The sequence below is a fragment of the Microcoleus sp. Pol12B5 genome (assembly GCF_036701335.1).
Taxonomy (GTDB): Bacteria; Cyanobacteriota; Cyanobacteriia; order Cyanobacteriales; family Microcoleaceae; genus Microcoleus.
The window spans coordinates 66,367-90,216 of sequence record NZ_JAUBQQ010000010.1; the positions used below are offsets into that span (position 1 = coordinate 66,367).

The following is a 23,850-nucleotide window of genomic DNA, read 5'->3' on the forward strand; positions in this document are numbered from 1 at the left end:
GTTATAAATCCTTGAAAAAATGCGAGAACTTTACCCGCCCAGACAACCTTATAACGAAGGAGAACTCAAAGTTTCTGACCTCCATACCATTCATTTTGAAGAATCTGGCAACCCAGAGGGAAAACCTATTGTATTGCTACACGGGGGACCAGGAGGTGGATGTCCGCCTTTTTATCGACAATATTTTGACCCGGAAAAGTGGCGTTTGGTGATGTTTGACCAACGCGGATGCGGTCAAAGTAAACCTCATGCAGAATTGCAAGAAAATACCACTTGGGATTTAGTCAACGATCTTGAGAAACTTCGAGAATATTTAAATATTCATCAATGGGTTGTTTTTGGTGGTAGTTGGGGAAGCACTCTATCTTTAGCTTACAGTCAAACCCATCCCGACCGTTGCAAGGGTTTAATCTTGCGGGGCATTTTTATGTTGAGACAAAAAGAAATTCGCTGGTTTTATCAAGAAGGAGCAAGTTATATTTTCCCGGATGCTTGGGAGGAATATGTTAAACCTATCCCCATAAATGAAAGGGATGATCTGCTAACAGCTTATTACCAACGCTTGACGAGTCCAGACGATCAAATTAGATTAGAAGCGGCTCGTGCTTGGTCAATTTGGGAAGGGAGTACGAGTAGATTATTTCCAGATTTAGATTTAAAGCAAAGGTTTGGGATTGATGCTTTCGCGGAGGCGTTTGCCAGAATTGAGTGCCATTATTTTATCAATAAGGGATTTATAGATCCGGAAGATAAATTGCTTTTAAATATCGATCGCATCCGCAAGATTCCGGCGGTTATCGTTCAGGGAAGATATGATGTTGTTTGTCCGATGATGTCGGCGTGGGAACTTCATCGTGCTTGGCCTGAAGCTGAGTTCATTGTAGTTGCAGATGCCGGACATTCGATGAGCGAACCGGGAATTCGCACCTGTTTAATTGAGGCAACAGATAAGTTCGCAGACTGGTAGTCAATCGATTTTAGATTTTAGATTTTAGATTAAAGAATTGAAGCATTGACCCTACGGATAAATTCGGGGGCAAGTTTCATCGGATACAGGTTTTTTATTTCTGGGTCCTGAGTCTGCTTTCGGAATGAATCCGGGGGCTTGTATCCTGGATGCTTTCGGTCATCCAAATTGCTAATGGTTAATTGCTAATTTTAAATTACTCCTATAAATATTTGGCGCGTGATGGTAATTTATTGCTGAGTATGGGGCGAGCGCTCAATTTTAAGGTTGATAAAAAATATAGAGACACGATCGCCCGCGCCTCTATAATTACTAAAAGTTAAAATTCCACACCAAAGTTTTGTCAAAACTTTGACTACATTCGGAACTGTTCCACTTCTGGAGTGTAGCCGATCGGCAAAATGTAATCCAGATTCTCGTGGGGACGAGCAATTATGTGATACGATAGCAACTTTCCGCCATCGACCTTTTTAACTGATTCAATTCCAGCAGCAACGGCTGCTTGCACTTCAGAAACATCTCCTCGCACTATAATTGTCCAGTAGGCGCGGGTTATTTTCTCATAGCGAACTAAAGTAACACGGGCTGCTTTCACCATTGAGTCCGCAACTTCTACTGCAGCGGGAAATCCTAAGACTTCAACCATTCCCAGTGCAACACCCATTACAACATTCTCCTAAATTTCACAAGATATCTGACACTCATTGTATGTGAAATTGTTGACAGAAATTGCTTCGGATGATTTTGGTAAGCTAGAAGTCCGATCGCCCAAAATTTTAAAAGCCCCTAAAAAGCCCCAGAAACTGTTGCGGCATTTAAATCCCACAGTTGGGGGCGCGCAGCAAAGCCCGCCACACAAGACTTTGAATCCAAACAACTGTGCAAATTAGATGCGCCACAGCTTAGTTTCTCACCAGCAGGAAGTCGTATGACAAGCTCGCCGATCGATTTTCGGGACTTTGGGCTCAACTAATCCAGCCGCGGCGCGACACAAAACTTGAGGGAACTCCCCCAGATCCCGGCTGTGGAGTCAATCTAAAATCTAAAATCTAAAATCTAAAATCGACTGAGTGATTCAAAACTCGTCTAGCAACCACTCGGAGGCTCTTTCACCCAAATCTAGAGGAACGCTGACAGCTTTGCCCAAACGCGGGCGATCGCGAGTAGTTACGATGTATTCTCTCACCTGTTCAGTGCTTCCCCAGCCGTTGAGGTAATTGGCCACCGCATCCAAATGCTCGAAATAATCAGCCTCCGTCATCGGAAAAGATGCCTGTTCTAGATATTTCCACATAACTTGTACAAAAATCTTGCCCCGCGTTCGCCGCAATCTGATATCGTAAGACTTTCCCCATTTTTCTAGCAGTAGCTGGTGTAAATCCTGGCCCGTCATGGTTGCTCCTGAGTTAATCCATTAAACAATAAAAGACAAAGTTCAAAAAATGTAATAATACTCTAATAAAGGCTGGAAGGCGCATTCTTAAAAGGAATTTTCGCGGCCTAAAATTTGTGCGAGCAGATTAACGGCAATTATCCTCCTTCCTCTGCACGTACAAGTTCGCTAACAGCTAACAAACAAACGTAACTTAAAACCGTAAAGGCAGGTCATGGCTCAATCTTCTGCTGGAAATCCCGATGTTCCCGATATGGGGCGTCGCCAATTTATGAATTTGCTGACGTTCGGTACAGTCACAGGTGTGGCACTGGGCGCACTCTATCCCGTTGTCCAATATTTTGTTCCTCCGTCGAGTGGGGCAGTTGGGGGCGGAGTGACAGCTAAAGATGCTTTGGGTAACGACATCATCGTTAGCGAATATTTGGCTTCGCACCCTGCGGGCGATCGCAGCTTAGCCCAAGGTCTCAAAGGCGACCCCACCTATGTTGTGGTCAAAGAAGACCAATCTATAGCCGACTACGGTATCAATGCAGTCTGCACTCACTTGGGTTGCGTCGTGCCTTGGAATGTTAGCGAAAACAAGTTTATCTGTCCTTGCCACGGTTCTCAATACAATAATGAGGGCAAAGTGGTGCGCGGCCCCGCGCCTTTGTCTCTGGCCCTGGCCCACGCCACTGTCGCAGATGACAAGATCGCTTTTACAACTTGGACAGAAACAGATTTCCGCACCGGCGAAGCACCTTGGTGGTCTTAAACTATTTTGGATTTTAGATTTGAGATTTTAGATATGGGGTGAATGGTGAAAACCACAGATAATTGCATCCCTAAAGCAGTCTAATAATCCAAAGTCCAAAATCCAAAATCCAAAATCCAAAATCCAAAATCCAAAATTGTCTGACCTTTGAGATTGAATACTCTAATGCCACAAACTAATTTATCTGCGATATTTCGCCGCAGTGCCAGGACGATCGCGAAAACAGCCTTAATTGCGATCGTAGCCGCAGGGTTTTTCCTTACCAGCGACATCGCACTTCCCCAAGCAGCATTTGCTTACCCTTTCTGGGCTCAGCAAACAGCACCCGCTACTCCCCGCGAAGCAACAGGCCGCATTGTTTGCGCTAACTGTCACCTCGGTGCAAAAGTGACTGAAGTTGAAGTGCCGCAATCGGTTTTGCCTGACACAGTGTTTGAAGCTATTGTCAAGATTCCCTACGATACTAGCGTGCAACAAGTTGTCGGCGACGGCAGCAAAGGTGGCTTGAATGTCGGCGCAGTTGTGATGTTGCCCGAAGGTTTCAAGATTGCTCCCGCTGACAGAATTCCCGAAGAAATGAAGGAAAAAGTCGGCGATCTTTACTTCCAACCTTACAGCGAAACCCAAGAAAATATTCTTTTAGTGGGCCCGGTGCCGGGAGAACAGTACAAAGAATTGGTATTCCCAGTTTTGTCGCCGAATCCAGAAACTGACAAGTCGGTTCACTACGGCAAATACCAAATTTATGTTGGCGGCAACCGCGGTCGCGGTCAGGTTTATCCTACTGGCGAAAAGAGCAATAATACTGTTTACAATGCTTCGGTAGCTGGCAGCATTTCTAAGATTGCTCAACCGGAAGCTGGCGGTTATGAAGTGACAATTCAACCTGCTGAAGGTGCAGCCGTTGTTGATACGATTCCCGCAGGCCCAGAACTGATTGTTACTGAAGGACAAACAGTTGCAGCAGGTGAACTTTTGACGAACAATCCTAATGTGGGTGGCTTCGGTCAAAAAGACGTGGAGATTGTGCTGCAAAGTGCAGGTCGAGTTAAAGGATTGATGGCTTTCGTGGCTATAACCATGCTGGCTCAAATCATGCTGGTTCTCAAGAAGAAACAGGTCGAAAAAGTTCAAGCTGCTGAAATGAATTTCTAAACGCGGCTGTAATTAGTTGGGTAAGGTACTATGTGTGCACCCAACTATTAGGTAAGTAGGGCGGGTATTCCCCGCCTTATTCTTTGATAAATAACAAGTAAAATAATGTTAATTGATGAGAAGATAGTTGAAGTAGGCCCGCTGCAATGGTTTTATCGGGAAACAAATCCGGTTAACGAAACTGGTAAACCGCCCGTACTGCTGCTGCACGGTTTGCCGTCTCAGAGTTTTACCTGGACTGTAATGATGCCGGATTTGGCTGCACAGGGATTTAGATCGATCGCCCCAGATTGGGTGGGCTACGGGCGATCGACAAAACCAGACAAGCGCGACTTTGCCTACACTCCCGATGCTTTTGTTGACGCCCTTGCTGGCTTTATTCAAGCTATAGAATTAGACCGATTTTACCTCGTTGTCCAAGGATTTTTAGCTTCAGCCGGCATTCAATACGCTTTACGCAATCCCGATAAAATTGAGCGTCTAGCCATCATAAATACACCAGTTTCAGCAGATATAAAATTGCCTTGGAAAATGCAGCAGTTGGGGCTGCCTTTTATTGGCGACATGATGACGCAAGACCCGCTTTTGGTTGACAGAACTCTCGAAGGTGGCAGCCGCCAGACAATATCAGACAAGGATTTAGATGTTTACCGCCGCCCGTTTTTGAAGAGTTCGGATGCAGGTCGATCGCTGATGAATACAGTTCGCAATATTCAATTGCCGCAGTCAATGGCAGAAATTGAATCCGGCTTGAAAGGATGGACTCGACCAACTTTATTTGTCTGGGGTTTGACAGATCCTTGGCTGAGTGTTGAACCAGTTCAAAAGCTAGTGGGTTCCCTGCAAAATGCAGAGTTAGTCACACTGGAACAAGCGGGGCATTATCCTCAAGAACATTGGTCAGAAAAAGTTGGCGATGCTGTGATAAGTTTTCTGCGCCGCCAGGAGGTAAAATAATACTTTGTACATAACTCTCGGTGCTAGGTCAGTGAACCAGCTCCTCGCCGAGCTGCATTTCCAGCCTTTTCCTGAGATCGAGAAATCTAAAATCTAAAATCTAAAATCGATATGACTCGTCCCCGTTCAATTTTTGCCTTGATGATGGCGTTTTTGATGGCATTTCTGGTTAGTTGCAGCAGTGTGGAAGCAAAAGTTCCAACGACTTACACAGCAGCCCAGACCCAGCAAATTCAGCGCTATGTTCCTACTCTGACAGAGTTCCGATCGCGCATGGATAAACTGGGAACCCTAATTCAAAAACGGAATTGGATTGATACCAGAACTTACATTCACGGGCCTCTAGGCGACTTGCGGAATGTAATGAAAACCGTCTCTGCGAGTTTGTTGCCTAGTTCTCAACAACAAGCTGTTGATTTAACTAAGAGTTTGTTTACCAATTTGGTTAACATTGATCTGGCTGCTAAAGAGCTTGACTATGCAAAAGTCACGGCAAGCTATCAAAAAGCTGTCAATGATTTTGATACTTTCTTGCAGCTAATTCCTAAAGCTTAATTAGCCTTAGCTCACATCTGGCATCGAGAACAGGCAAGATGCCTGTTCCACAAAGAAAGAATCAGTTTTCTTGTAGGGCGTATCATTGTCAAAAACAGGCAAGATGCCTGTTCCACAAAGAAAGAATTAGTTTTTTTGTGGGGCGGGCATCTTGCCCGTCCAGAAAAGGTTTATATGGACAAAACCTAGGAAACTGTTAATCTAAAATCTAAAATCTAAAATCTATAATCTAAAATTGAATGGTTCGCGTTGCAATTATTGGTTGCGGTATTATTGGGGCTTCGATCGCCTTTGAACTAAGTCAATTTCCCGAACTGCAAGTTACTGTGTTCGACAAACAGCCGCCGGCACAAGCTTCTACTGGCGCTGCACTCGGTGTTTTGATGGGAGTTATCAGCCACAAAACTAAGGGTAGAAATTGGCAGTTGAGAGAAACCAGCCTTCAGCGCTACGAAACTTTGATTCCAGAATTGGAAGCAGTTACGGGGCGAAAAATTCCTTTTAACAAACAGGGAATTTTAATGCTGTGTTCGGAGGGAGAGGATTTAAGTAAGTGGGAAAAGTTGATAGCCACTCGCGACTCTCAAGGTTGGCAATTGGAACTTTGGGATGTGGAACGAGTGCGATCTCGCTGCCCTCATCTTGCTATAAACGATCGCATTATTGCTGCGATTTATTCGCCTCAAGACCGGCAAGTCGATCCGACGGCGCTAACTTTGGCTTTGGTTGATGCTGCTAAACTCAAAGGAGTTAATTTTGAGTTTGGAGTGGAAGTTCAAGGCATTACTGAGTGGGATTCTCAGGTGTCTGAGATTCAACTCCCATCTTCCATTGCTGTCAATAAGTCTTGTGGAACAGGCATCTTGCCTGTTATTGAAAATTTCGATCGACTAATTGTGGCGGCTGGTTTGGGTTCTGCTGCTGTGACTGCATCGTTAAATCAGTTTGTTGACATTCGCCCGGTGTTGGGACAAGCGCTGCATTTGCGATCGGCCAAGCCTTTAGGAAACCCAGATTTTAGGCCAGTAATTACTTGCGATGACGTTCACATTGTGCCTGTGGGAAATCAGGAATTTTGGGTGGGGGCGACGGTGGAGTTTTCAGAAAATGGCGGGGAAATTCCGGCGAATGCTGATATGTTGGCGCAAGTGATGGCGAGGGCGAGATCACTTTGTCCGGCCTTAGCAGAAGCTGAAATTATCAGGAAATGGTCGGGATTGCGCCCGCGGCCGGAAGGGCGGCCGGCCCCAATTATCGAGACGCTTCCCGGTAACGATCGCGTTTTGATCGCCAGCGGCCACTATCGCAACGGTGTTCTGCTGGCCCCTGCAACAGCGCGATCGATTCGAGAAATGATTTTGCAATAATTAACAAATGTTAATACAATCAAGACAGCCATTCATATCTTACATCTAAATATGTCCGACAAACCTTTAGGTAAACCGCGCTCTTTGTGGCGAGTAATTTTGCTGTCTGGAGTCAGCTTGCTGCTATATTACGGCTGGTACAAATGGATTATTCAAGAAGAATTGCGTCGCTATAACGGCAGCGGTTGGTCGGGAACTCTTTGCTTGCTTCCCTTTGTTTTAGGAGTAGCCGTCCCCCAAGCTTTGCGGATATTCGATCCTGACGTTCCCGGATGGTTTGGTTGGCTTTCCCTCCTCGGTATTGCTTGGATTTACATCGTGCAGTTCAAACTTTACAACACAGTTAATGAATTGTACCGCCAAGAAGGAATCAAAGAACCGCTAACAGTTTGGTGGATTTTTGTACCAGGTTTAAATTTAGTTGTCGGCTTGCGGCAAATTCACTTTTTGAGCCAGTTTTGGGCGAGAAAACAGGGAATTGAAGTTAAGGATAACTTAGCCGAAAGCATTCCTTTCCTCTCAGCTAACGCTTAACGGGAAACTTTTTACACCGATATCATAAGTTTGTAGGGTGCGTCAGTAATCATAGCTCCATTTTTAAATAATTTAGCTGACAGACGCACCCTACAAGTTTATACTAAGACCAAAAAGTGGTTTGATGCGTGAATTATGGCGGTAGGATGTGCCTCGGCGCACATTAGATAATTAGGTTTTGCATTCTGGACATAATCACCAGAACCGATTCGGCAAATCCGCCAAAATGAGTTTGAGTTCCGGTTCGTTAACCCGCTTAATTGCTTTAGGAATACTTACCCACTGCCGCTTTCTCTTGCTAGCTTCGGGCCAAATTTCCAGAACTGCTTGCACTTCCAGTAGAAATACTCCTACCAGCCAAGTACAGCCGGACTTTTGATACTCGTAAGTTCCTAGCAAATCCGGGAACACTTTACCCAACAAACCTGCTTCTTCCCAAGCTTCCTTGGCGGCCGAATCTTGGGGAGTCATGTCAGGTTCAATTAATCCTTTGGGAATCACCCAGCGCTTGCTAGCCGAAGAAGTAATGAGCATTACTTCAATTTGTCCGTCTTGAATACGATAGGGAATTACCCCAGATTGCTCTATCAATACAGCGGTTCTTATACTCATGATTGGTGCAATATTTCTGGGTGAAAAAGCTACTGCAACTTCATCAACAGTTGACAACTCAAAAATAAAAATTGCATCCACATTCTAGATAATTTCCCAGTTGAGACAACAAAGTGGAGAATAAAGATATTTGGTTTTTCCCCTCTGTGGAAAATAGGAAATTCCCATGCACTCCCACTGAACAATTATATTATTATAATAACTGCGCGAAATCCTCTACCGACAAGCAGATAAAAGCCGATCGCCAATATCTGCCTTTATCTGCGCCGGTATGGGGTTTTACACCTAATCTTTCTTCGCCTTAGCCTCCAAATTTTCCATCCGACTCCTCAAATCTTGATTATCCTTTTTCACCTGGTCTAATTCCTCCCGCAACTGCTTTACCGCTGCATCAGAACCAGAATTTTTCTGCACTCTTTGCACAGCTTCATCAGCCATGCGGCGGACGCGGCCATCGGGGGTTTGGTCAGCTAAAGAACGCAAAATGCGAATTGCTTTGCGAGTTTGCATTTGTCCTAATCCCGCTACTACAGAGACTTGAGTCAAGAAAAACGTCTCTTTAGATAATTCTGCCAATCGCTGCAAAATCCGTTCTAAATTGACCTTCGTTTGACCACTCGAAATTGTGCCCAAAGCTCGAATTGCAGCCAAGCGCAAAGCTTGCGGAGTGCCGACGGCTGTGTATTTCAATATTAAATTCAGCGCATCTTCCGAAGTTTTCATCTGCGCCAAACCGGCGATCGCACCCGATCGCACTACCTCATTCCACCCCTGACGCTCTTTCAGCACCAATTTTAACTCTTTCAGTACCTGTTCGTCGCTCGGTTTTTCGTCGGGGTTAGCCCCTGCAATGGATCCCATAGCAGTCGCTGCTGCTGCTTCTACATAATAGCTGTCGTCGCCTTTTTCGACGATCGATCTCAGCGCTTTATAACTTTCGTGAGTTTGGATTTTACCCAGCGCATTCACCACAGCGCGACGAACACGAGCATCTTTATCTTTTAAACCACTTACTAAACCTTCAAAAACTTGGTCGAGTTTAATTTCAACTAACTGACCGGCAACTTCTGCCCGTACTGCCCAGAACGGCTCTTTCTTGAGAACTTCTGACAGCGTTTTCACAGCTTCCAGCCCTCCCTTCTTCGCCAAAGCTTGGGCCGCGTAAATCCGGGAAACCGGGTCTGGATCGAACTGCAACTGAGCTTTTAGTTCCGCAACTCCATACTCTAACACAACTGTTTTTAAGTATTTATTGCCGACATCAAAACTGATAAATGCAGGCTTCTCTTCGAGAGGGAAATAGAAGCTTTGCTCGCGCTCATGCACTCGGACTGTGAAAGTTTTTAGGTTCTGGCTTGAACGTGCCCAACTGTCATCATCTGCTTCTTTTTCTGGCTTGTAACCGAAGCCGATCGGAATTTTTAGGTCAAAGACATCTTTGCTGTTGCCGTTGCCATTTTTGCTATCTTTTACCTGAGTTTGAGTGACAGTAACTTTTGCTAATTTGCTGTCACCATCCCAGGAATAACCAACCTTATAATCTGGATGACCGCCGCGATAAACGTACTGGTCAAACAAAAACATGAGATTGCGACCCGTAGCCTTTTCTATCGCCCTGAGCAAATCGATGGTTTCTACAGTTTTGTGAGCGTTATCACGCACAAAAGTGTGAATTGCTTTGTCAAATAATTCGTCGCCCAACTCGGCGCGAATCATGTGATAGACGCAAGCACCTTTTTCGTACAAATGGCGATCGTACAATTCAATGGCTTCGCGGTAAACGTGAGTAACGATCGGGCGCCGATAGCGAGAACTATCTTCTGCTAAATAATTGCGGGCTTCATTTAACATATAGTAAGCCGCGTCTTCTTTGCCATATTCTTTATCAGTCCACAGCACCTCGGAATAAGAAGCCATGCCTTCTTTCAGCCAAGCATGAGACCAATGTTTAATTACTACTAAATCCCCGAACCACTGGTGAGCCAATTCGTGGGCGACCAAGCTTTCAGTACCTCGATTGTCGAGGCTGGCGCGTTCGTCTAGCAAGCACCTATCTGTCAGCAAAGTTGTTGAAGTATTTTCCATACCGCCGAAGATGAAATCATCGACGCAGACTTGAGCGTATTTAGGAAAAGGGTAAGGATAGCCAAATGCTTTAGAGAAGAATTCTATCATTTGAGGCGTTTTGCCCATGCTGCGCTTAGCGTCTGCTTCGCGGCTTCTTTCCACGTAATAATTAACTGGTTTGCCGTTCCATTCGTCTTTGATTTCGGCAAAATCTCCGACTGCTAAGGTCATTAAGTAGGTCGGGTGTACCTGGGTTTGGGACCAGTGATAAATTTTATCGTCGCCTTCGTTTTTTGTACTAATTAATTCGCCGTTGGAAATAGCAAAGAGTTGTCTCGGAACTTGCACTCGAATTTCCGAAGTTGCCAACTGTCCGGGATAGTCGAAACAGGGAAACCAGAAGCGGGAATCTTCGTCTTCGCCTTGAGTCCAAACTTGTGTTGGTTTGTCTGGATAGTGTTTGTCCGGGCCGACGAAATAGAGGCCGCGCTGGGGTTTTTCGACCGAGTATTCGATCGCAATTGTAATTGGTTGGTAAGCTTCTGTTGGTTCGTGTAGTTGAATTTGCAAGACTTCGCCATCGCTGTCGAAATTTTGCTCAATTTCGCCGACTTTTACTGATTTGATATTCAGATTGACAGCATCTAAGGTTAATTTGTCAATACCGCTACGGACTGGATTGATGCGGATGCTGCAAGTGCCACGAAAGCTTTGTTTGGGAATATTCAGCACTAAGTCGAGGAAAATGTGCTCTACTTGACCAGGGCGATCGGGGTTGTAGTGGGGCCTGGCACCGGGCATCTCGAAGGATTTGTGACCGTTTTCAGAATCAAAGTAAGTGTGTGACATTGTGATGGCAAAGTTGTGAGTCGATCGGCGATCGCTGGCAGCGCAGATCCGGCTGAACTGCCAGCTTATTATAGAGTAGCGCGTCCTAGCTGCTGTTGTCGCTAACTTGTTAAAAACTGGGTCGAGCGTTGACGGGATAGAAAATATGATTTTTTCGCTACAATATCAGCAAGGTTAATGTCTGCAATCATCATCCTGCAATTGAAATTGAGAGGGAAATCTGTATGACAGCTACACTATCAGTTCCCAGTTCGATCGAATCTTGGCTTGGCGACGAAGCCGAAGACTTGCTCACCCATCAAGCAAAAGTTTCTAAAGATTTGTTGCACCTGCCGGGTCCGGATTGGGTCGATCGCATTTTTGCTCAAACCGATCGATCTCCCCAAGTTTTGCGATCGCTTCAGCAACTCTATTCTAGCGGACGCTTGGCAAATACCGGCTATTTATCCATCCTGCCCGTAGACCAAGGAATCGAACACTCGGCGGCCGCTTCTTTTGCACCGAATCCCATATATTTTGACAGCGAAAATATCATTAAATTAGCAATTTCTGCTGGCTGCAATGCTGTCGCGACAACGCTGGGAGTTTTGGGAAGCGTATCTCGCAAATACGCGCATAAAATCCCTTTTATTGTTAAGCTCAATCACAACGAGTTGCTAACTTATCCCAATCAATTCGACCAAATAATGTTTGCTTCTGTCGAGCAAGCTTGGAATTTGGGAGCGGTTGCAGTGGGAGCAACAATTTATTTTGGTTCTCCGGAATCGACGCGACAAATCCAAGAAGTCAGTCAGGCTTTTGCCCACGCTCACGAATACGGAATGGCGACAATTTTGTGGTGCTATCTTCGCAACGATATTTTTAAACAAGACAAAGATTATCATGTTGCAGCCGATTTAACCGGGCAAGCAAATCACTTGGGAGTGACAATTCAAGCTGACATTATCAAGCAGAAATTGCCCGAATGCAACAACGGCTATGGAGCAGTTGCTAAAGCAAGCGGTCACAGTTACGGCAAAACCGACAAGCGCGTTTATTCGGATTTGACAACGGATCACCCGATCGATCTAACTCGTTATCAAGTGCTCAACTGTTATGCGGGAAGGATGGGTTTAATTAACTCCGGCGGTGCTTCCGGGAAAAGCGATTTTGCAGAAGCAATTCGCACGGCGGTAATCAATAAGCGCGCTGGCGGCTGCGGCTTAATTTCCGGTCGCAAAACTTTTCAGCGTCCCTTTGAAGAAGGCGTAAAATTGTTCCACGCCATCCAAGACGTTTATTTGTCGCCCGAAATCTCGATCGCCTAAAAATTCACAGTACAGAGAGGTGCGTCAATATTACAACCTAAACGTAGGTGTACACGACCCACAAATCGTCGTAAAAGTAGGGTGCACATTGTGCACCTTACGCGATTTAGATTCCTTAATCTAAGTTGCAACTTAGCTGTAGTATTAATACTAGCTGAACATATATACAGACACAGTATATAAATTTAAAAATGCCCCACAGCCTTGTTTTAAACCTGCGGCCAGTTGCACCAATTCCCTCCCAGTTTTTAACGGGGCGGCATCTCCACGCTTTGTTTTTGAACCTTGTGAGTGCTGTAGACAGCGATTTGAGCGCGTACCTGCACGACCAATCTCATGAAAAAGCTTTCACTTTAAGCCCTTTTCAAGTAAGCAGAAAAGAGGCTTACAAAAGCAGCACGCCCCAGCCACAAAAGAGAGTTTTGCCTCCGGCTTCCCGCACAATATCTCCGGCTGTACAGTGGGAACACAAGCAAGCTATTCAGGAAAATATGCCGATTTGGTGGCGGATTTCTCTGCTGGATGACGGTTTGTTCGATCGCCTAACTCAACTTTGGCAGCAACTGAATTTTGATCGCCCTTGGCATCTGGGGCCGACAAATATATACATTACTAATATTTTGAGGGAACCGCAATCCAACCAGCCTTGGGTCAACTTTTGTACTTACGCCGAATTGTTCGAGAGAGCTTCGGAAACTGAGCGCCAAATAGCTTTTAGTTTTTGCACTCCTACTAATTTTCGGCAAGGTGTCTACGATAGTGCTATGCCCACTCGTGAGAGTATTTTTGGCAGTTTAGCTAATCGCTGGAACAACTACAGCCGGATTGCGATCGAACCTACTTTCACAGAAGCTATTTTTCCCAGTTTCTTCGATATCAGAACAGAAGTTAGTACGGATTCTCGCAGTAAATTTATTGGCTGCGTCGGGGATATTAGTTACCGAATTATGGGAGATATAGCTCCTGCTACTATCAAGCAAATTAACACTTTAGCAGATTTTGCGCTTTACAGCGGAGTCGGGCGAAAAACGCCCATGGGTATGGGAATGACGCGCAGGTTGCAGGTTTTTTAATTATTCACTTTTGGGCTGAATTTCACTGACAATTTCATAAACATTTGTGTCTGGTATTTTCGCAAACAAAGGCGCCATCTGCTTCAATATTTCCTGATAAGCTTCGCTTTGATTGGCTGCCATATCTTCTACGGTTTCCCAAAAAATGATGGCAATACCTTTGTCTGTATTGGGCAATTGCAGCAGGTATGCTCCCTTAAAACCTGTGGCATAAGTTGCAACGGCTTTTTCAAAAAGTTGTTCTGCAGCTTCAAATTTTCCTGGTTTAAATTCGCCAATGGCAACGTAGGCAAACTGATGTCTGAGAAAGTCGAGAAATTCTGACATATCCTTTTCCTCACTTAATAGCGATACACTAAGTTAGATTTTACCCGATCGCCCGAAATTTGTGAACTGCACAGGTTGGAGTTTCCTGCTTAGCTCATCGGCGGATTTATTAATTACACGTAACTGCGATCGCCACTCAAATAGAAACTTTTTGAGTCAGGTGGCTAAAATCTTGATTAAATAAACTATTGAATCGCGGATTTTAGACGTTCACAATCCTAGGTACGCCGGAGCGACTTCTAGCGCTAGTACACAGGGTAAAGCTGCTGATAACTCAAGTGTTGTGGTTAGCTGCGAGCATACACAAAGCCGTAAAAAGTTGCCAGTCAAAAGCGGTTTTTTGCAATAACCCTATTGAATTATTTAAAACTAATTTGTAACAATGATAACAGAGACATACAAACAAAGTAAAGAGCCTGTTCAAACAAATGAAAAAAATATTAGTAATTGAAGACGATAACTTAATCCGAGAAACCGTATTAGAACTTCTGGAATCGCGCGGTTTTGAAGCTGTCGGCGCCGAAAACGGACAAGTTGGTATCCAGTTAGCTGCCCAAATTCCCGATTTAATTTTGTCAGATGTCATGATGCCGGAACTCGACGGTTTTGAAGTATTCGCAGCCGTGCGATCGCACCCTGCAACCGCCAGCATTCCGTTTATTTTTATGACAGCCTCCGAAATGGAACAAGCCCTGGAACTTAAAGCAGACGGCTATCTCAAAAAACCTTGCAGTGTCGCAGCAATGCTCGGGGCGATCGCAACTCAACTAGAAAAACCAACAGTTACCAACCCACAACATCAAAAAGTACAGGGCAATTCTGCGCCATCAAATCTTAGCTTGCGCGCCCGGAATCAAAAATCTCGGTTTGAGATTGTCTCCGTTTGCTGGCAATGACACTCACAGTAACGTTATTGATAAATAAGTTGAGGAAAATTCAAATTGGTTCCCCCCAGGGGTGGCTTAGACTGGGTATGTTGAATTTGGTTAAATATTTATGAACGCACAACCCAAAGGCCGCCTAGTTTGGAATCACTCTACTCACCTTCCCGGTTTGATACCAATTTTAGAGCGCCTCACCCTCAAAATGGGCATTCAAACCGTTACTCCAGGCGTCATCAACAAAGTTAAAGGACACATCCCCCGCATGACATTAAGAGTGTCAGTACCCATCCGCGGGGGATTTAAAATCATTGCCAGACAGGGCAAAACCGTACAAGAAGTCTTTATATTAACCACTCTAAGTCAAGGGGACTTGGAAGAGACGATCGCCCTAACCCTAGCCAAGTGACAATCTTTGTTTGGCAAGCAAAGCCCGGGCTCTAACTGAAGCAGTTTCGTCGCGATCGACAATTTCGTCAAACCTGGCGGAAACGTCCGCTAACCAATCCGGTTTAACAGCCACACCACCCGCCAAAGCTTGCAAACCCCCCGCTGCTGCGTAGCGAACCACCCATTCTGGATCTCGGGACGCTTGCAGTAGCGTTTTCACAGTGCGAAGTTGAGCCTCTAAAACTTGTTCTGCTGGCATAAGTTCCCAGCAAATCGTCCCCAAACCCCTAGCCGCCGCCCGCCGGACACTCAAAGCAAAGTCATTCGCCGCCGCATCGAGCAAAATCTCCAAACCCCTGGGATCGCCAATTGCCGCCAAAGCCCGAACAGCCCAAGCTCTTGCCCCGTAATTGTAGCCGTCAAGCTGTTCCAGCAGCGGTAGCACCGCAGGTTCTCCGAGTTGAATCAGCCCATCAACGGCGGCAACAGCGGCGCCTGGGTTGTTGTAACCGAGCACTGTAATTAAGGTAGGAATTGCTTGTTTTGAGGGAGTCGCGGCCAGTGCTTTGACCGCCTTTAACAAGCCCTCGGAAGAATCTGCTTTTTCGACAGCCTGAATTAGTTCTAATTCCATTTACTTATAAACTGTACCGTGACTATTGTAATTGTAGGTTGGGTCGATCGCGCGATCGAACTTTTTGCAGTGTGGCTGAGGCGCGGAGATTAACTTAAAAAGCTTACCCTACTCAAAATAGGACTGTCTTGGTTAAAGAGTCGAATCCGCCAAAAACTCGACTCCATACCCGCCCTAGGAATTCTTGCGCTGTGCATCCTCACCCTCTTGGCGCTTCCTATAAGCCTTAGCCCAAGCATAGCGCTGCGGATTTTTTTTCAGCAGATATTCCACAACTTCCCGACGCTTCTCATCCTTAGCATTTTTGACAACCTGCTTGAGTTCGGAATCTATATCTTCTGATTCAGCACCGCGTTTAATTGCCTCGTTAAACCAACGTTCACCCTCTGAAAATTGACCCCGCTCAAAACAAATAGCTCCCATCAAAGTGTAAGGGTGATGACTCTGAGGCTGATACTCAATAGCTTTGAGCGCACACTTTTCAGCATCACCTAATTTATCAATATCTCGGAAAGCACCGCCCCTCGTTGTTAGCAAAGCTGACTTGAGCTTATTTTCTTTGATTTGGTCGAAGTCCAGATTTTCTGTCACTTTCAATGCACTTTCCGGTTCATCTGCCTTGCGCCAATGACTGCTGGCGTTTGGCAAGTTCCATTTATTTCCAGTGCGCTCATATTCCTGCTGGTAGAAAAGCGCTTCAAGCCTGTGGTAGGCCATAGCAATCTTTCCATGACTAGCTAAAAGTTTCTGTTGTATTAACTGAACAACTAACACAGGATCTAGACGCTCTTCTTTCTCCAATTTTACCATGATTGCGTAAAACGGATCGAAAGGGAAATCACGATCTATAATCCGATACTTGACCTTCAGAGCAGCAAATTCCTTTTCTTGGGCAAAAGTAATTACATCCTCACGTCCATTCTGTTTCAGCCAATCAATATCAGCCTCACTTAAATGCTCTCCCAATTGGATTCTTATTTTCAGATCAACAACATAGTTTTCAATAGCAAAGGTAATTACATCATCACGTCCATTCTGTTTTACCCAATCAAAATCAGCCTCACTCAACGGCTCTCCAGATTGAATTTGGGACTTGAGACTAGCAGCAAATTTGTCAAGCGCAACAGTAATTGTCTCCGTCAGTTTACGCTTTTTCAGAAAGTTAATATCCTGCTCACCTAGAGGATGGTCTAAATCAATTTTCTTGAGAACTTTATAAAGATGGCTAGAGGGTGATGAATCCTCAGATTGATTAGCTTTATACTTAACTTTCAGTTCAGCAAAGTGCCGTGTCTGTTCAATCTCCAAAACAATGTTAAGCGTTTCGCTAAGTTGATGCTCTTCCAGCCATTTAAGTTCTGACTCGCTCAACTGCTTATCTGCCTCAAGATTTTTCAGGATGGGATACAACGGACTAGAGACAGATGTTTCTGGGTATTCACTAGCTTTGTACTTATCCTTGAGTTGGGCAAATTCAGCTTCCCGTACAGCTTTTTGTTGCCAAAAAATTTCTAGAGTATCAACCAGTTGGTTATTGAACAGCCAGTTAGCCTCTACATCACTTAATATTGCTCGTGCATCCAGTTGCTTGAGAATCTGATACAAGGGGCTATCAAGCGAACAATTTGGATATTCAGTTGCTCGGTACTGAGCCTTTAGCAAAGCAAATCGCGCCATCTCTTGAACGATAGCAACTGTTTGAGTAAGCCCCTGTTCTTTCAGATATTTAACTTCTAAGTCAGTTAGGTGATTTTCTGATTCAAGTTTCCAAAGGATAGGATACAAATGACTGGATATGAGTAGCCCTCTGGTTGCTTTAAACTTAGACTTGAGTTGAGAAAATTTAGCATCTAGTTTTCTTCGTTCTTCAGCTTTACGTTGTGGCTCTTGCTCGATAGCTTTTTTTGTTTCCAAAAGCTCATGCTCTTGTAACCACTTCCACTCAAATTTACTAATTTCAATTTCTAAATCAGCTTTTCGCAGAATGAGATACAGAAGACTAGAGGGAGATGAATCTTCATATTTTGTTGCTTTATACTTGGACTTAAGCGTGGCAAAATGTTGCACCTGGACTTCTAAAGGATCGTTGCTCATGGTGAATCCCCCGATTTATACTTCTAGCTGCTACACAACCATCTCGCAGCATTCCGCGATCGCCCGCAGTCAAAACCCAAACTTTTTTAACTGAAAACTCATCCAGATGGTAATATTATTTTAACAGGTTCGTTTTCGCCAACTACAGCTACAAACCTCAGTATTTTCACTAAAATTTATAAAAATTAGTACCTAAAGCCCCCTCCCTCATTCCATCAAATAATCGGTAATAGATTCATCCGGATCAAACCGATAAAATAGTTCTCAACTCCATGAAATACAGATATGCGGTAGGGAAACAGCACGGCGCTGTCTCCTGAAATGTGCTGTCTCCTGAATTTACGGCAGACAATTGAGAATCGCTACAGCTATCCTATTTCAGTTGTGAACTAATTTTTGTTAAAGTAAACTATCCATTAAATCCATAACGCCGATAGCATCATCTGATAAAGATAGTGATTCTTGTTGATTGAGGTGATGCTCCAAAACTCCTTTGAGCGCAATCAATTTCAGGCTATTTTCTGCTAAAGTTTCAGAAATAGCTTGCGCTCCCGGCAAATAGCCGATCGCCCCCAAGTCCATCAAAGCCGATCGCCTCAACTGCAAATTATCCCCATTCAAAGCACTTACCAACCGCTCTCCATAAACCCGCTCACCAGTTAACTGATACATTGCCCGCGCCGCAGCATACTGCACCCGCTCGACAGAATGTTCTAAAAAAGGTGAAATTAGCGGTATTGCTTCTGTCGCTTTTAGCGTTCCCAAAGCTTCAATTACCGAGTCGTAAGGTTGAACGAGGTGCGATTTTCCTGACACTCGCACAGCCACAGCTACGCCCCCATTTAATAGCTTCATTAGCGGCCCAATAGAATCGATCTCGCCCAGCATTTCTAGAGCTTGAGCAGCCGCTTCTCGCACGTAATAATCAGCGCATTCCAAACAGCGAATCAGGGCCGGTAAGGCTTGTTTGTCGCCCAATTTACCCAGAGCTCGCGCCGCATTTCGTAATAGGGAATAGTCGCCGATTTTTGTTTGTTCTGATTCTTCTTGCAATGCGGCAATTAAAGCTGCAATAGCTGCCGGTTCCTTGACTCGAAATCTGCCCACCCACCAAGCAGCATAATACCGGAGACTGTAATCTTGGGAGTGCAAATTTGCGATCGCCTGTTCAACAGTTAAAGACTCGCCCTCAGCTACACCCGCCGGCGGTGAGTCGGATTCGTAATAATTCATAGTCATTATTTATTAGTTATTAGTTATTAGTTATTCGGCGATTGAAATGGCTGCTACACAGAAAAAACCTGCAAGGGTTCGGGAAACTGGCCGATTAAAATCCCTACTAAACAGACAAAACCCGCCTGGGCGGGTTACATTAACTCTTAGTCCGCTTGGAGTGGACTTGGTTTGTCTAGGAGCGATTTTCATCGCCCCTTCTAGCTTGTATCGGAGCGATTTTCATCGCCCCTCCCACCCAACTATTGGTGATCACCAGATGATTCATGGGATGAGTCATGGGATGATTCTGCACCCGCGTTTAAAGGATGAATGCTGACAATTTTCCCGCCCATGCGAGTAATCCGCTGCATTTCTTGATTCATCCGATTGTAAGGCACGGTGATAAATGTACTCGCGCTCGATCGAATCGAATAATCCACATTATCTGTTTCATCGCTTTGGCGCAAGCCCACAACTTCATACCGAAAGCAGCGACCAGCCGAAGCTGTATTGCCACTTTTTCCAGCTACAATTTGACCCAACATAAGCTTCTTGGTAATTGGTAATTCTGACTGTTGACTGTTGACTGTTGACTGTTGACTGTTGACTAAAAGCTAGTAACTGCCAACTGCCAACTGTCAACTGACTAAATTGGAGTAATGCTGGCGATTTTCGCGCCCAGGCGTTGAAATTTCTGCATTTGCGAGGACAACTCCTCAACAGGTACGATGAAAGCCTTGCTGCTGCGGCGCACGCTGGGATAGCCGCCCGTGCGAATTCCCGAAACTTCCACGCGCACCAGCCGCCCTTCTTTGCCGTAAGCAGCAGCGCCGCCGAAAGTGCTGCTGGGAGTTACGTTTCTGGCAGAAGGCCGATATGCCCAACCTTCGTTACCGCCAGAAGGCCCAACTACAGCCGTAGCGGTGTTAGTGCCGAGTTCGACAGCTAAGCGAGAGTTATTGCCTTCTAGTTGAGATGTATCGCTGTTTGCATAGCCGCGATACAGGCGGAACATCCGGGTAAAACCAACGGTTTTTTGACCACGCTGGGTGTTAAAGCCGCGGTAGTAAGGTACGATACTTTCGCCGAAGTTTTCTTGATACTCTACTGAATCGATGTAAGAATCAATATCAGCGTCGTAGCCTTGTGTTTGGTACAAATCTAAGTGTTCAACTACTTCAGATTCGTCGTAGGGAGCGCGACCGAGCAAGTGTTTGTAGTTTAGTTCGATCGTCCGAGTTTGGAAGCTGTTGTAGAAAAACTTGGTTTTGTACAGTTCTGACTTAGCTACAGCGCGTACAAATTCTCGTACCGTCAAACTGCCGTCCCGCAGCAAAGACTCGGAACTTGTAAGTCGCTCGGATTTCATTAAATAGTCGTTGCCCAGCACCTGACGGTAAACCGCACGAATCACAGTTTCAACGTCGTCTTTGGTGTAGTTCGGGCGCAGTTCTACCTTCGGCGCATCGCTCAATGCGGATGTTCCCAGTCTGGACGCTGCTGTCGTAATCGCCACCAGATTTTCTCCTAAATTATTAATGACAAAAGTTTAATGCTTGGTTGCACTTGAAATTTTTAGGACTAAGGATAATATGCCTCAAAGTAGGGTGTACACTGCACACCTTACCTATACACATAAAATTGAAGAATTTTTTAGCCTTAGTCCTAATTTGCTAAAGACGTTTCAAAAAAACGTCAATACACAAACTTTAAGCTGTGGTAATACTTACCACTTTGCCGCCACATTTGTTGATTTGCTGCAAGCGACTCGAAAGTTGCTCGTAAGGCACGAGATATTCGGTAGTTGTCCGCCGCACTTGAGGCGAAAACTTAGCCGCACCTTGCATTGCAGTGACTCGGTAGAGTTGGGCGCGAGAACCGCCCGAAGTCCCGCCAAGGGCTTTTCCGGTGGAGGCTGTGTGTATCGGCGAAGCCATATTTCTCGCTACTTCCCAAGTCAGGCGGGCTTGGGTTTGGTTTTGCGATCGATCGCTAGAAGCAAAACCCCGGTACAATTGAAACATCCGGTTAAAACCGACCGTTTTTTGACCTCTTTGGGTCGCGAAACCGCGATAGTAAGGCACTATACTGTCGCCAAAATTTTCTTCATACTCAACTGAGTCAATGTAAGAATTGATTTCAGCTTCGTAGCCTTCTGCATTGTACAAATCAACGTGGAAAGCAATTTCCGACTCATCGTAAGGAGCGCGGCCTAACAAATGCTTATAATTAAGCTCAATTAACCGCGTTTGCGAGTTCGGATAAAAAAACTTTTTCCGATAGGTTTCGGAATGTGCAATTGACCGCACAAAATCTTTCACTGAAATCTGCCCTTGCAGCAGCAGAGATTCAGCACTGGTAAGTCGTTCGCTCGACATTAAATACTCGTTGCCGAAAACTTGGCTGTAAGCGGCACGAATTACTGCTTTCGCATCGTCTTGCGTCCAGTGGGGGCGAAGTTCTACCCGTCCCGCTTCTTCAAATGCTTTTATTCCTAACCGTTCTGCTGCACCTAATCCCGCCATCTTCGCTTCTCCCTTTTTTGCTTTAAAAACTGAAAAATGCTTAAAAAAAGTATTTGCAAAACTAGGCTTCGATCGCAGATGCCCGGAATTCTAAACAACCGCTAACACTTAAGCTAACAGCAGCTTACAATTCCGGGCATCACGCAAATCTAGCTCAGAGCGTTGATTGCGTAGTCGATGTAGGAATTCGCTTCAGTTGCAGCGTCGCCACTCAGACCGTGGTTGCCTTTGATGTACTTGAGAGCTTCAACGTACCAGCTAGGAGACAATTCAAATGTCCGGTTGATTTCGTCAACACCTGCAATCAGGTACTCGTCCATAGGACCGGTGCCGCCTGCAACTAAGCAGTAGGTTACCATCCGCAGGTAGTAGCCGATGTCGCGAGAGCACTTGGCTTTACCGGTTGGGGTAGAAGCGTAGTTAGGGCCTTGCATTTGTTGTGTGTACGGGAATTTGTTGTACACAGCTTGAGCTGCACCGTCGATCAAGCGCTGAGAGTTGGCGGTCAAAGCTTTAGCTGCTTCCAAACCTGCTGCTGCTTGGCGGAAACGGCCGAAGGCGACTTGCAGTTCTGTGCTGCTCAGGAAACGGCCTTGAGAATCGGCTGCGGTTACTGCTTCAGTCAAAGGGGTTTTCATTGTTCTGGTTTCTCCCTAATGTTGTGTTGTTTTTGTACAAAAATGATTGTTTGCAAAAATGCGATGCTCGCTTCTTTACAAGAAAGGTTCGCTTGGCTATTTTTAGCCGACTGCATTGGCAGCGCGGTCGAAGTAGCTGCCGATTTCAGACATCAGCGAGCTGCAATCACCACGGGTAACGCCGTTGGGGTCGTTAGCGATCGCGATTGCTGCTTCCTTCATTTTTTGCACGCCGGCTGCAACTGAGCCACCGGGAACTCCCAGAGCTTGGTATGTTTCACGCAGACCGTTCAAGCAGCGGTCGTCCAAAACGCTGGCGTCGCCTGCAAATGTTGCATAGGTGACGTAGCGCAAGATGATTTCCATATCGCGCAAGCAAGCTGCCATGCGGCGGTTGGTGTAAGCATTGCCACCAGGAGCGATCAGTTGAGGCTGTTCAGCGAACAGGGTGCGAGCTGCATTGGCTACGATGCTGGATGCGTTGCCGGTGATGCGGTTTACTGCGTCAATCCGCTTGTTGGCGTCGGAAACCATGCTGCTGAGAGCATCTAGTTGACCCTGAGCTAGAAATTCGCCCCGAGCGTCAGATTGGGAAACCACTTTTGTAAATGCGTCAAACATGAAAGAACTCTCCTATTTGAGTTAATTGAGTTTGGTTGCGGTATAAAACCGTTAAGTTAAATTTGTTCAGGCTACGAGTGCCTGCAAGGGTTGAAATTTGATGCCAGCTAATCTGCTGGTCCCATCGATCTCTCCCTTTCCGCTACCTGCACTATTGTTACATTGCAACGGAGGTTTAAGAAACCTTAGAAAATTTTACACCTTTTATGAGATGCGACAAACCTTGTCAATCAGGGTTTTTGTTAACTTTGGCCTGTCGTTTCAACCCTCTGATAATCTTTATACAATGCTCGCCTGCGTTTGTTTATTACAAATTATTACAGAAACTTATCTCTCTAAGAAGGTAAATATTTGGGGTGCAACTGCGGGCAAATCTCCTTCTGAGGGTAGATGCGAGATGGCAAAAAGAAACGCAGAGTTTGCTTTGATCGCCCTGCAGTGGCGGTAGAACCCCCCGGAACCGTCCCATAGGCCGATCGCCTTTGTTGGATTTCTCTGGAAAAGCCGAATTGTTAAGAAATATTAAGTAAATTAAAGTCTTGGTAAAAGAAGCCTGGGGGAATAAGGAAACAAGCAAAAATTCTGCCCAATGTCAGGAGGGCAGCAGAATTCGGTGTGGGCAAAATCCAAAAGATTGTGAACCCCCTCGCCACAGCCTCAGCTTTTGCCGGAAATATCAGTATTTAGTGACCAAACTCAGCCTTTGGAAGTTGAAAGACCGGGCCCGGTCTTTCATAACCCAGGGATGCTTGGTCTGGGGAGTCATTGGACTTGACTGCAGACCAAGCATCTACTGTTTGTCCTGCAGCGGTTGCAAAAAAACTTTCTTCATCTATATATTGACATCCTCCCCGGCCGTACCGCAGGATTCCAAGAATCACTGCTTGGGCTTCCGTCAAGCTTATGCCGGGGCTTTAAACCCATTATTTTTG

Annotated in this window: 25 protein-coding genes; 11 read left to right on the forward strand and 14 right to left on the reverse strand. The window is 45.4% G+C overall.

Annotated features, from left to right (window positions below):
- Positions 1-19 precede the first annotated feature (19 nt).
- A complete protein-coding gene (gene pip / locus QUA24_RS07955; protein ID WP_333228649.1) occupies positions 20-967 on the forward strand; it encodes a prolyl aminopeptidase in 948 nt (315 codons plus the stop codon).
- 355 nt (positions 968-1,322) lie between these two features.
- Here pip and QUA24_RS07960 read toward each other — a convergent pair whose 3' ends face one another.
- On the reverse strand, positions 1,323-1,631 hold the full coding sequence (locus QUA24_RS07960) for a carbon dioxide-concentrating mechanism protein CcmK (protein WP_333044070.1): 309 nt from the start codon (positions 1,629-1,631) through the stop codon (positions 1,323-1,325).
- Between the two features lie 411 nt (positions 1,632-2,042).
- Positions 2,043-2,360: a DUF3067 family protein gene (locus tag QUA24_RS07965; protein WP_333036983.1), complete on the reverse strand. Its 318-nt coding sequence runs from the start codon at positions 2,358-2,360 to the stop codon at positions 2,043-2,045.
- Between the two features lie 214 nt (positions 2,361-2,574).
- Here QUA24_RS07965 and petC point away from each other — a divergent pair, with 214 nt between their 5' ends.
- The 6 genes from petC to QUA24_RS07995 all read left to right on the forward strand — a co-directional run bounded on the left by petC (position 2,575) and on the right by QUA24_RS07995 (position 7,685).
- Positions 2,575-3,117, forward strand: coding sequence for a cytochrome b6-f complex iron-sulfur subunit (gene petC, locus QUA24_RS07970; protein WP_242717315.1), 543 nt, complete (start codon positions 2,575-2,577; stop codon positions 3,115-3,117).
- A gap of 165 nt (positions 3,118-3,282) precedes the next feature.
- Positions 3,283-4,272, forward strand: coding sequence for a cytochrome f (gene petA, locus QUA24_RS07975; RefSeq protein ID WP_333216176.1), 990 nt, complete (start codon positions 3,283-3,285; stop codon positions 4,270-4,272).
- Between the two features lie 105 nt (positions 4,273-4,377).
- Positions 4,378-5,229 (forward strand): alpha/beta fold hydrolase, encoded by an 852-nt coding sequence (locus QUA24_RS07980; protein WP_333228651.1) that lies wholly within the window; start codon positions 4,378-4,380, stop codon positions 5,227-5,229.
- 111 nt (positions 5,230-5,340) lie between these two features.
- Entirely contained in the window at positions 5,341-5,784 is a 444-nt protein-coding gene (gene psbQ, locus QUA24_RS07985) for a photosystem II protein PsbQ (RefSeq protein WP_333228652.1), read from the forward strand.
- A 239-nt stretch (positions 5,785-6,023) separates the two neighbouring features.
- Complete coding sequence (locus QUA24_RS07990; protein WP_333228654.1) at positions 6,024-7,151, forward strand: FAD-dependent oxidoreductase; 1,128 nt, start codon at positions 6,024-6,026, stop codon at positions 7,149-7,151.
- Positions 7,152-7,202: 51 nt separating this feature from the next.
- Positions 7,203-7,685 (forward strand): hypothetical protein, encoded by a 483-nt coding sequence (locus QUA24_RS07995; RefSeq protein ID WP_333228656.1) that lies wholly within the window; start codon positions 7,203-7,205, stop codon positions 7,683-7,685.
- A gap of 195 nt (positions 7,686-7,880) precedes the next feature.
- On the opposite strand, the gene QUA24_RS08000 is transcribed toward QUA24_RS07995, so the two are convergent.
- Together QUA24_RS08000 and QUA24_RS08005 are read right to left on the reverse strand one after the other, a co-directional pair.
- Positions 7,881-8,378 (reverse strand): NUDIX hydrolase, encoded by a 498-nt coding sequence (locus tag QUA24_RS08000; RefSeq protein WP_333228658.1) that lies wholly within the window; start codon positions 8,376-8,378, stop codon positions 7,881-7,883.
- Between the two features lie 204 nt (positions 8,379-8,582).
- Complete coding sequence (locus QUA24_RS08005) at positions 8,583-11,213, reverse strand: M1 family metallopeptidase (RefSeq protein WP_333228660.1); 2,631 nt, start codon at positions 11,211-11,213, stop codon at positions 8,583-8,585.
- Between the two features lie 224 nt (positions 11,214-11,437).
- Here QUA24_RS08005 and QUA24_RS08010 point away from each other — a divergent pair, with 224 nt between their 5' ends.
- Both QUA24_RS08010 and cas6 read left to right on the forward strand, forming a co-directional pair.
- On the forward strand, positions 11,438-12,520 hold the full coding sequence (locus QUA24_RS08010; RefSeq protein ID WP_333228662.1) for a class I fructose-bisphosphate aldolase: 1,083 nt from the start codon (positions 11,438-11,440) through the stop codon (positions 12,518-12,520).
- Between the two features lie 191 nt (positions 12,521-12,711).
- Positions 12,712-13,593, forward strand: coding sequence for a CRISPR-associated endoribonuclease Cas6 (gene cas6, locus QUA24_RS08015; protein ID WP_333228664.1), 882 nt, complete (start codon positions 12,712-12,714; stop codon positions 13,591-13,593).
- Here the strand turns inward: cas6 and QUA24_RS08020 are convergent, their stop codons facing one another.
- Positions 13,594-13,920 carry an antibiotic biosynthesis monooxygenase gene (locus QUA24_RS08020; RefSeq protein ID WP_333228666.1) on the reverse strand — a complete coding sequence of 109 codons (327 nt, stop codon included), beginning with the start codon at positions 13,918-13,920 and terminating at the stop codon, positions 13,594-13,596. It abuts the gene before it with no gap.
- 428 nt (positions 13,921-14,348) lie between these two features.
- Between QUA24_RS08020 and QUA24_RS08025 the strand changes: the two genes are divergently transcribed.
- Both QUA24_RS08025 and QUA24_RS08030 read left to right on the forward strand, forming a co-directional pair.
- Positions 14,349-14,816, forward strand: a complete 468-nt coding sequence (locus QUA24_RS08025; RefSeq protein ID WP_333228669.1) for a response regulator — start codon at positions 14,349-14,351, stop codon at positions 14,814-14,816.
- A gap of 100 nt (positions 14,817-14,916) precedes the next feature.
- Positions 14,917-15,210 (forward strand): DUF2103 domain-containing protein, encoded by a 294-nt coding sequence (locus tag QUA24_RS08030; RefSeq protein WP_333044057.1) that lies wholly within the window; start codon positions 14,917-14,919, stop codon positions 15,208-15,210.
- Here QUA24_RS08030 and QUA24_RS08035 read toward each other — a convergent pair.
- From QUA24_RS08035 to QUA24_RS08075, 9 genes are all read right to left on the reverse strand, one after another.
- Entirely contained in the window at positions 15,199-15,825 is a 627-nt protein-coding gene (locus tag QUA24_RS08035; RefSeq protein ID WP_333228671.1) for a HEAT repeat domain-containing protein, read from the reverse strand. The two genes, QUA24_RS08030 and QUA24_RS08035, sit on opposite strands and share 12 nt — an antisense overlap.
- A 174-nt stretch (positions 15,826-15,999) precedes the next feature.
- Positions 16,000-17,919, reverse strand: coding sequence for a hypothetical protein (locus QUA24_RS08040; protein WP_333228673.1), 1,920 nt, complete (start codon positions 17,917-17,919; stop codon positions 16,000-16,002).
- 399 nt (positions 17,920-18,318) lie between these two features.
- Entirely contained in the window at positions 18,319-19,158 is an 840-nt protein-coding gene (locus QUA24_RS08045; protein WP_333228674.1) for a HEAT repeat domain-containing protein, read from the reverse strand.
- 236 nt (positions 19,159-19,394) lie between these two features.
- Positions 19,395-19,679, reverse strand: a complete 285-nt coding sequence (locus QUA24_RS08050; protein WP_333228676.1) for a phycobilisome linker polypeptide — start codon at positions 19,677-19,679, stop codon at positions 19,395-19,397.
- Between the two features lie 101 nt (positions 19,680-19,780).
- Entirely contained in the window at positions 19,781-20,650 is an 870-nt protein-coding gene (locus QUA24_RS08055) for a phycobilisome linker polypeptide (RefSeq protein ID WP_333228679.1), read from the reverse strand.
- A gap of 193 nt (positions 20,651-20,843) precedes the next feature.
- Positions 20,844-21,659: a phycobilisome linker polypeptide gene (locus QUA24_RS08060; RefSeq protein WP_333228681.1), complete on the reverse strand. Its 816-nt coding sequence runs from the start codon at positions 21,657-21,659 to the stop codon at positions 20,844-20,846.
- A gap of 149 nt (positions 21,660-21,808) precedes the next feature.
- Positions 21,809-22,297: a phycocyanin subunit alpha gene (gene cpcA / locus QUA24_RS08065; protein WP_006631256.1), complete on the reverse strand. Its 489-nt coding sequence runs from the start codon at positions 22,295-22,297 to the stop codon at positions 21,809-21,811.
- Positions 22,298-22,399: 102 nt separating this feature from the next.
- Positions 22,400-22,918, reverse strand: coding sequence for a phycocyanin subunit beta (locus tag QUA24_RS08070; protein ID WP_333037001.1), 519 nt, complete (start codon positions 22,916-22,918; stop codon positions 22,400-22,402).
- A gap of 683 nt (positions 22,919-23,601) precedes the next feature.
- The gene (locus QUA24_RS08075; protein WP_333228683.1) at positions 23,602-23,799 is read right to left on the reverse strand and encodes a hypothetical protein; all 198 of its coding nucleotides are present in this window, start codon (positions 23,797-23,799) and stop codon (positions 23,602-23,604) included.
- Positions 23,800-23,850: the final 51 nt, after the last annotated feature.

What these genes read in the sequence shown, in the direction of transcription:
- QUA24_RS08005 (WP_333228660.1), bottom strand. Translation starts at nt 11,213, where the DNA reads ATGTCACACACTTACTTTGATTCTGAAAACGGTCACAAATCCTTCGAG.
- QUA24_RS08045 (WP_333228674.1), bottom strand. Translation starts at nt 19,158, where the DNA reads ATGACTATGAATTATTACGAATCCGACTCACCGCCGGCGGGTGTAGCT.
- cas6 (WP_333228664.1), top strand. Translation starts at nt 12,712, where the DNA reads ATGCCCCACAGCCTTGTTTTAAACCTGCGGCCAGTTGCACCAATTCCC.
- cpcA (WP_006631256.1), bottom strand. Translation starts at nt 22,297, where the DNA reads ATGAAAACCCCTTTGACTGAAGCAGTAACCGCAGCCGATTCTCAAGGC.
- QUA24_RS08010 (WP_333228662.1), top strand. Translation starts at nt 11,438, where the DNA reads ATGACAGCTACACTATCAGTTCCCAGTTCGATCGAATCTTGGCTTGGC.
- QUA24_RS07995 (WP_333228656.1), top strand. Translation starts at nt 7,203, where the DNA reads ATGTCCGACAAACCTTTAGGTAAACCGCGCTCTTTGTGGCGAGTAATT.
- pip (WP_333228649.1), top strand. Translation starts at nt 20, where the DNA reads ATGCGAGAACTTTACCCGCCCAGACAACCTTATAACGAAGGAGAACTC.
- psbQ (WP_333228652.1), top strand. Translation starts at nt 5,341, where the DNA reads ATGACTCGTCCCCGTTCAATTTTTGCCTTGATGATGGCGTTTTTGATG.
- QUA24_RS07990 (WP_333228654.1), top strand. Translation starts at nt 6,024, where the DNA reads ATGGTTCGCGTTGCAATTATTGGTTGCGGTATTATTGGGGCTTCGATC.
- QUA24_RS08050 (WP_333228676.1), bottom strand. Translation starts at nt 19,679, where the DNA reads ATGTTGGGTCAAATTGTAGCTGGAAAAAGTGGCAATACAGCTTCGGCT.
- petC (WP_242717315.1), top strand. Translation starts at nt 2,575, where the DNA reads ATGGCTCAATCTTCTGCTGGAAATCCCGATGTTCCCGATATGGGGCGT.
- QUA24_RS08030 (WP_333044057.1), top strand. Translation starts at nt 14,917, where the DNA reads ATGAACGCACAACCCAAAGGCCGCCTAGTTTGGAATCACTCTACTCAC.
- QUA24_RS08070 (WP_333037001.1), bottom strand. Translation starts at nt 22,918, where the DNA reads ATGTTTGACGCATTTACAAAAGTGGTTTCCCAATCTGACGCTCGGGGC.
- QUA24_RS08035 (WP_333228671.1), bottom strand. Translation starts at nt 15,825, where the DNA reads ATGGAATTAGAACTAATTCAGGCTGTCGAAAAAGCAGATTCTTCCGAG.
- QUA24_RS07980 (WP_333228651.1), top strand. Translation starts at nt 4,378, where the DNA reads ATGTTAATTGATGAGAAGATAGTTGAAGTAGGCCCGCTGCAATGGTTT.
- petA (WP_333216176.1), top strand. Translation starts at nt 3,283, where the DNA reads ATGCCACAAACTAATTTATCTGCGATATTTCGCCGCAGTGCCAGGACG.
- QUA24_RS07965 (WP_333036983.1), bottom strand. Translation starts at nt 2,360, where the DNA reads ATGACGGGCCAGGATTTACACCAGCTACTGCTAGAAAAATGGGGAAAG.
- QUA24_RS08025 (WP_333228669.1), top strand. Translation starts at nt 14,349, where the DNA reads ATGAAAAAAATATTAGTAATTGAAGACGATAACTTAATCCGAGAAACC.
- QUA24_RS07960 (WP_333044070.1), bottom strand. Translation starts at nt 1,631, where the DNA reads ATGGGTGTTGCACTGGGAATGGTTGAAGTCTTAGGATTTCCCGCTGCA.
- QUA24_RS08020 (WP_333228666.1), bottom strand. Translation starts at nt 13,920, where the DNA reads ATGTCAGAATTTCTCGACTTTCTCAGACATCAGTTTGCCTACGTTGCC.
- QUA24_RS08040 (WP_333228673.1), bottom strand. Translation starts at nt 17,919, where the DNA reads ATGAGCAACGATCCTTTAGAAGTCCAGGTGCAACATTTTGCCACGCTT.
- QUA24_RS08060 (WP_333228681.1), bottom strand. Translation starts at nt 21,659, where the DNA reads ATGGCGGGATTAGGTGCAGCAGAACGGTTAGGAATAAAAGCATTTGAA.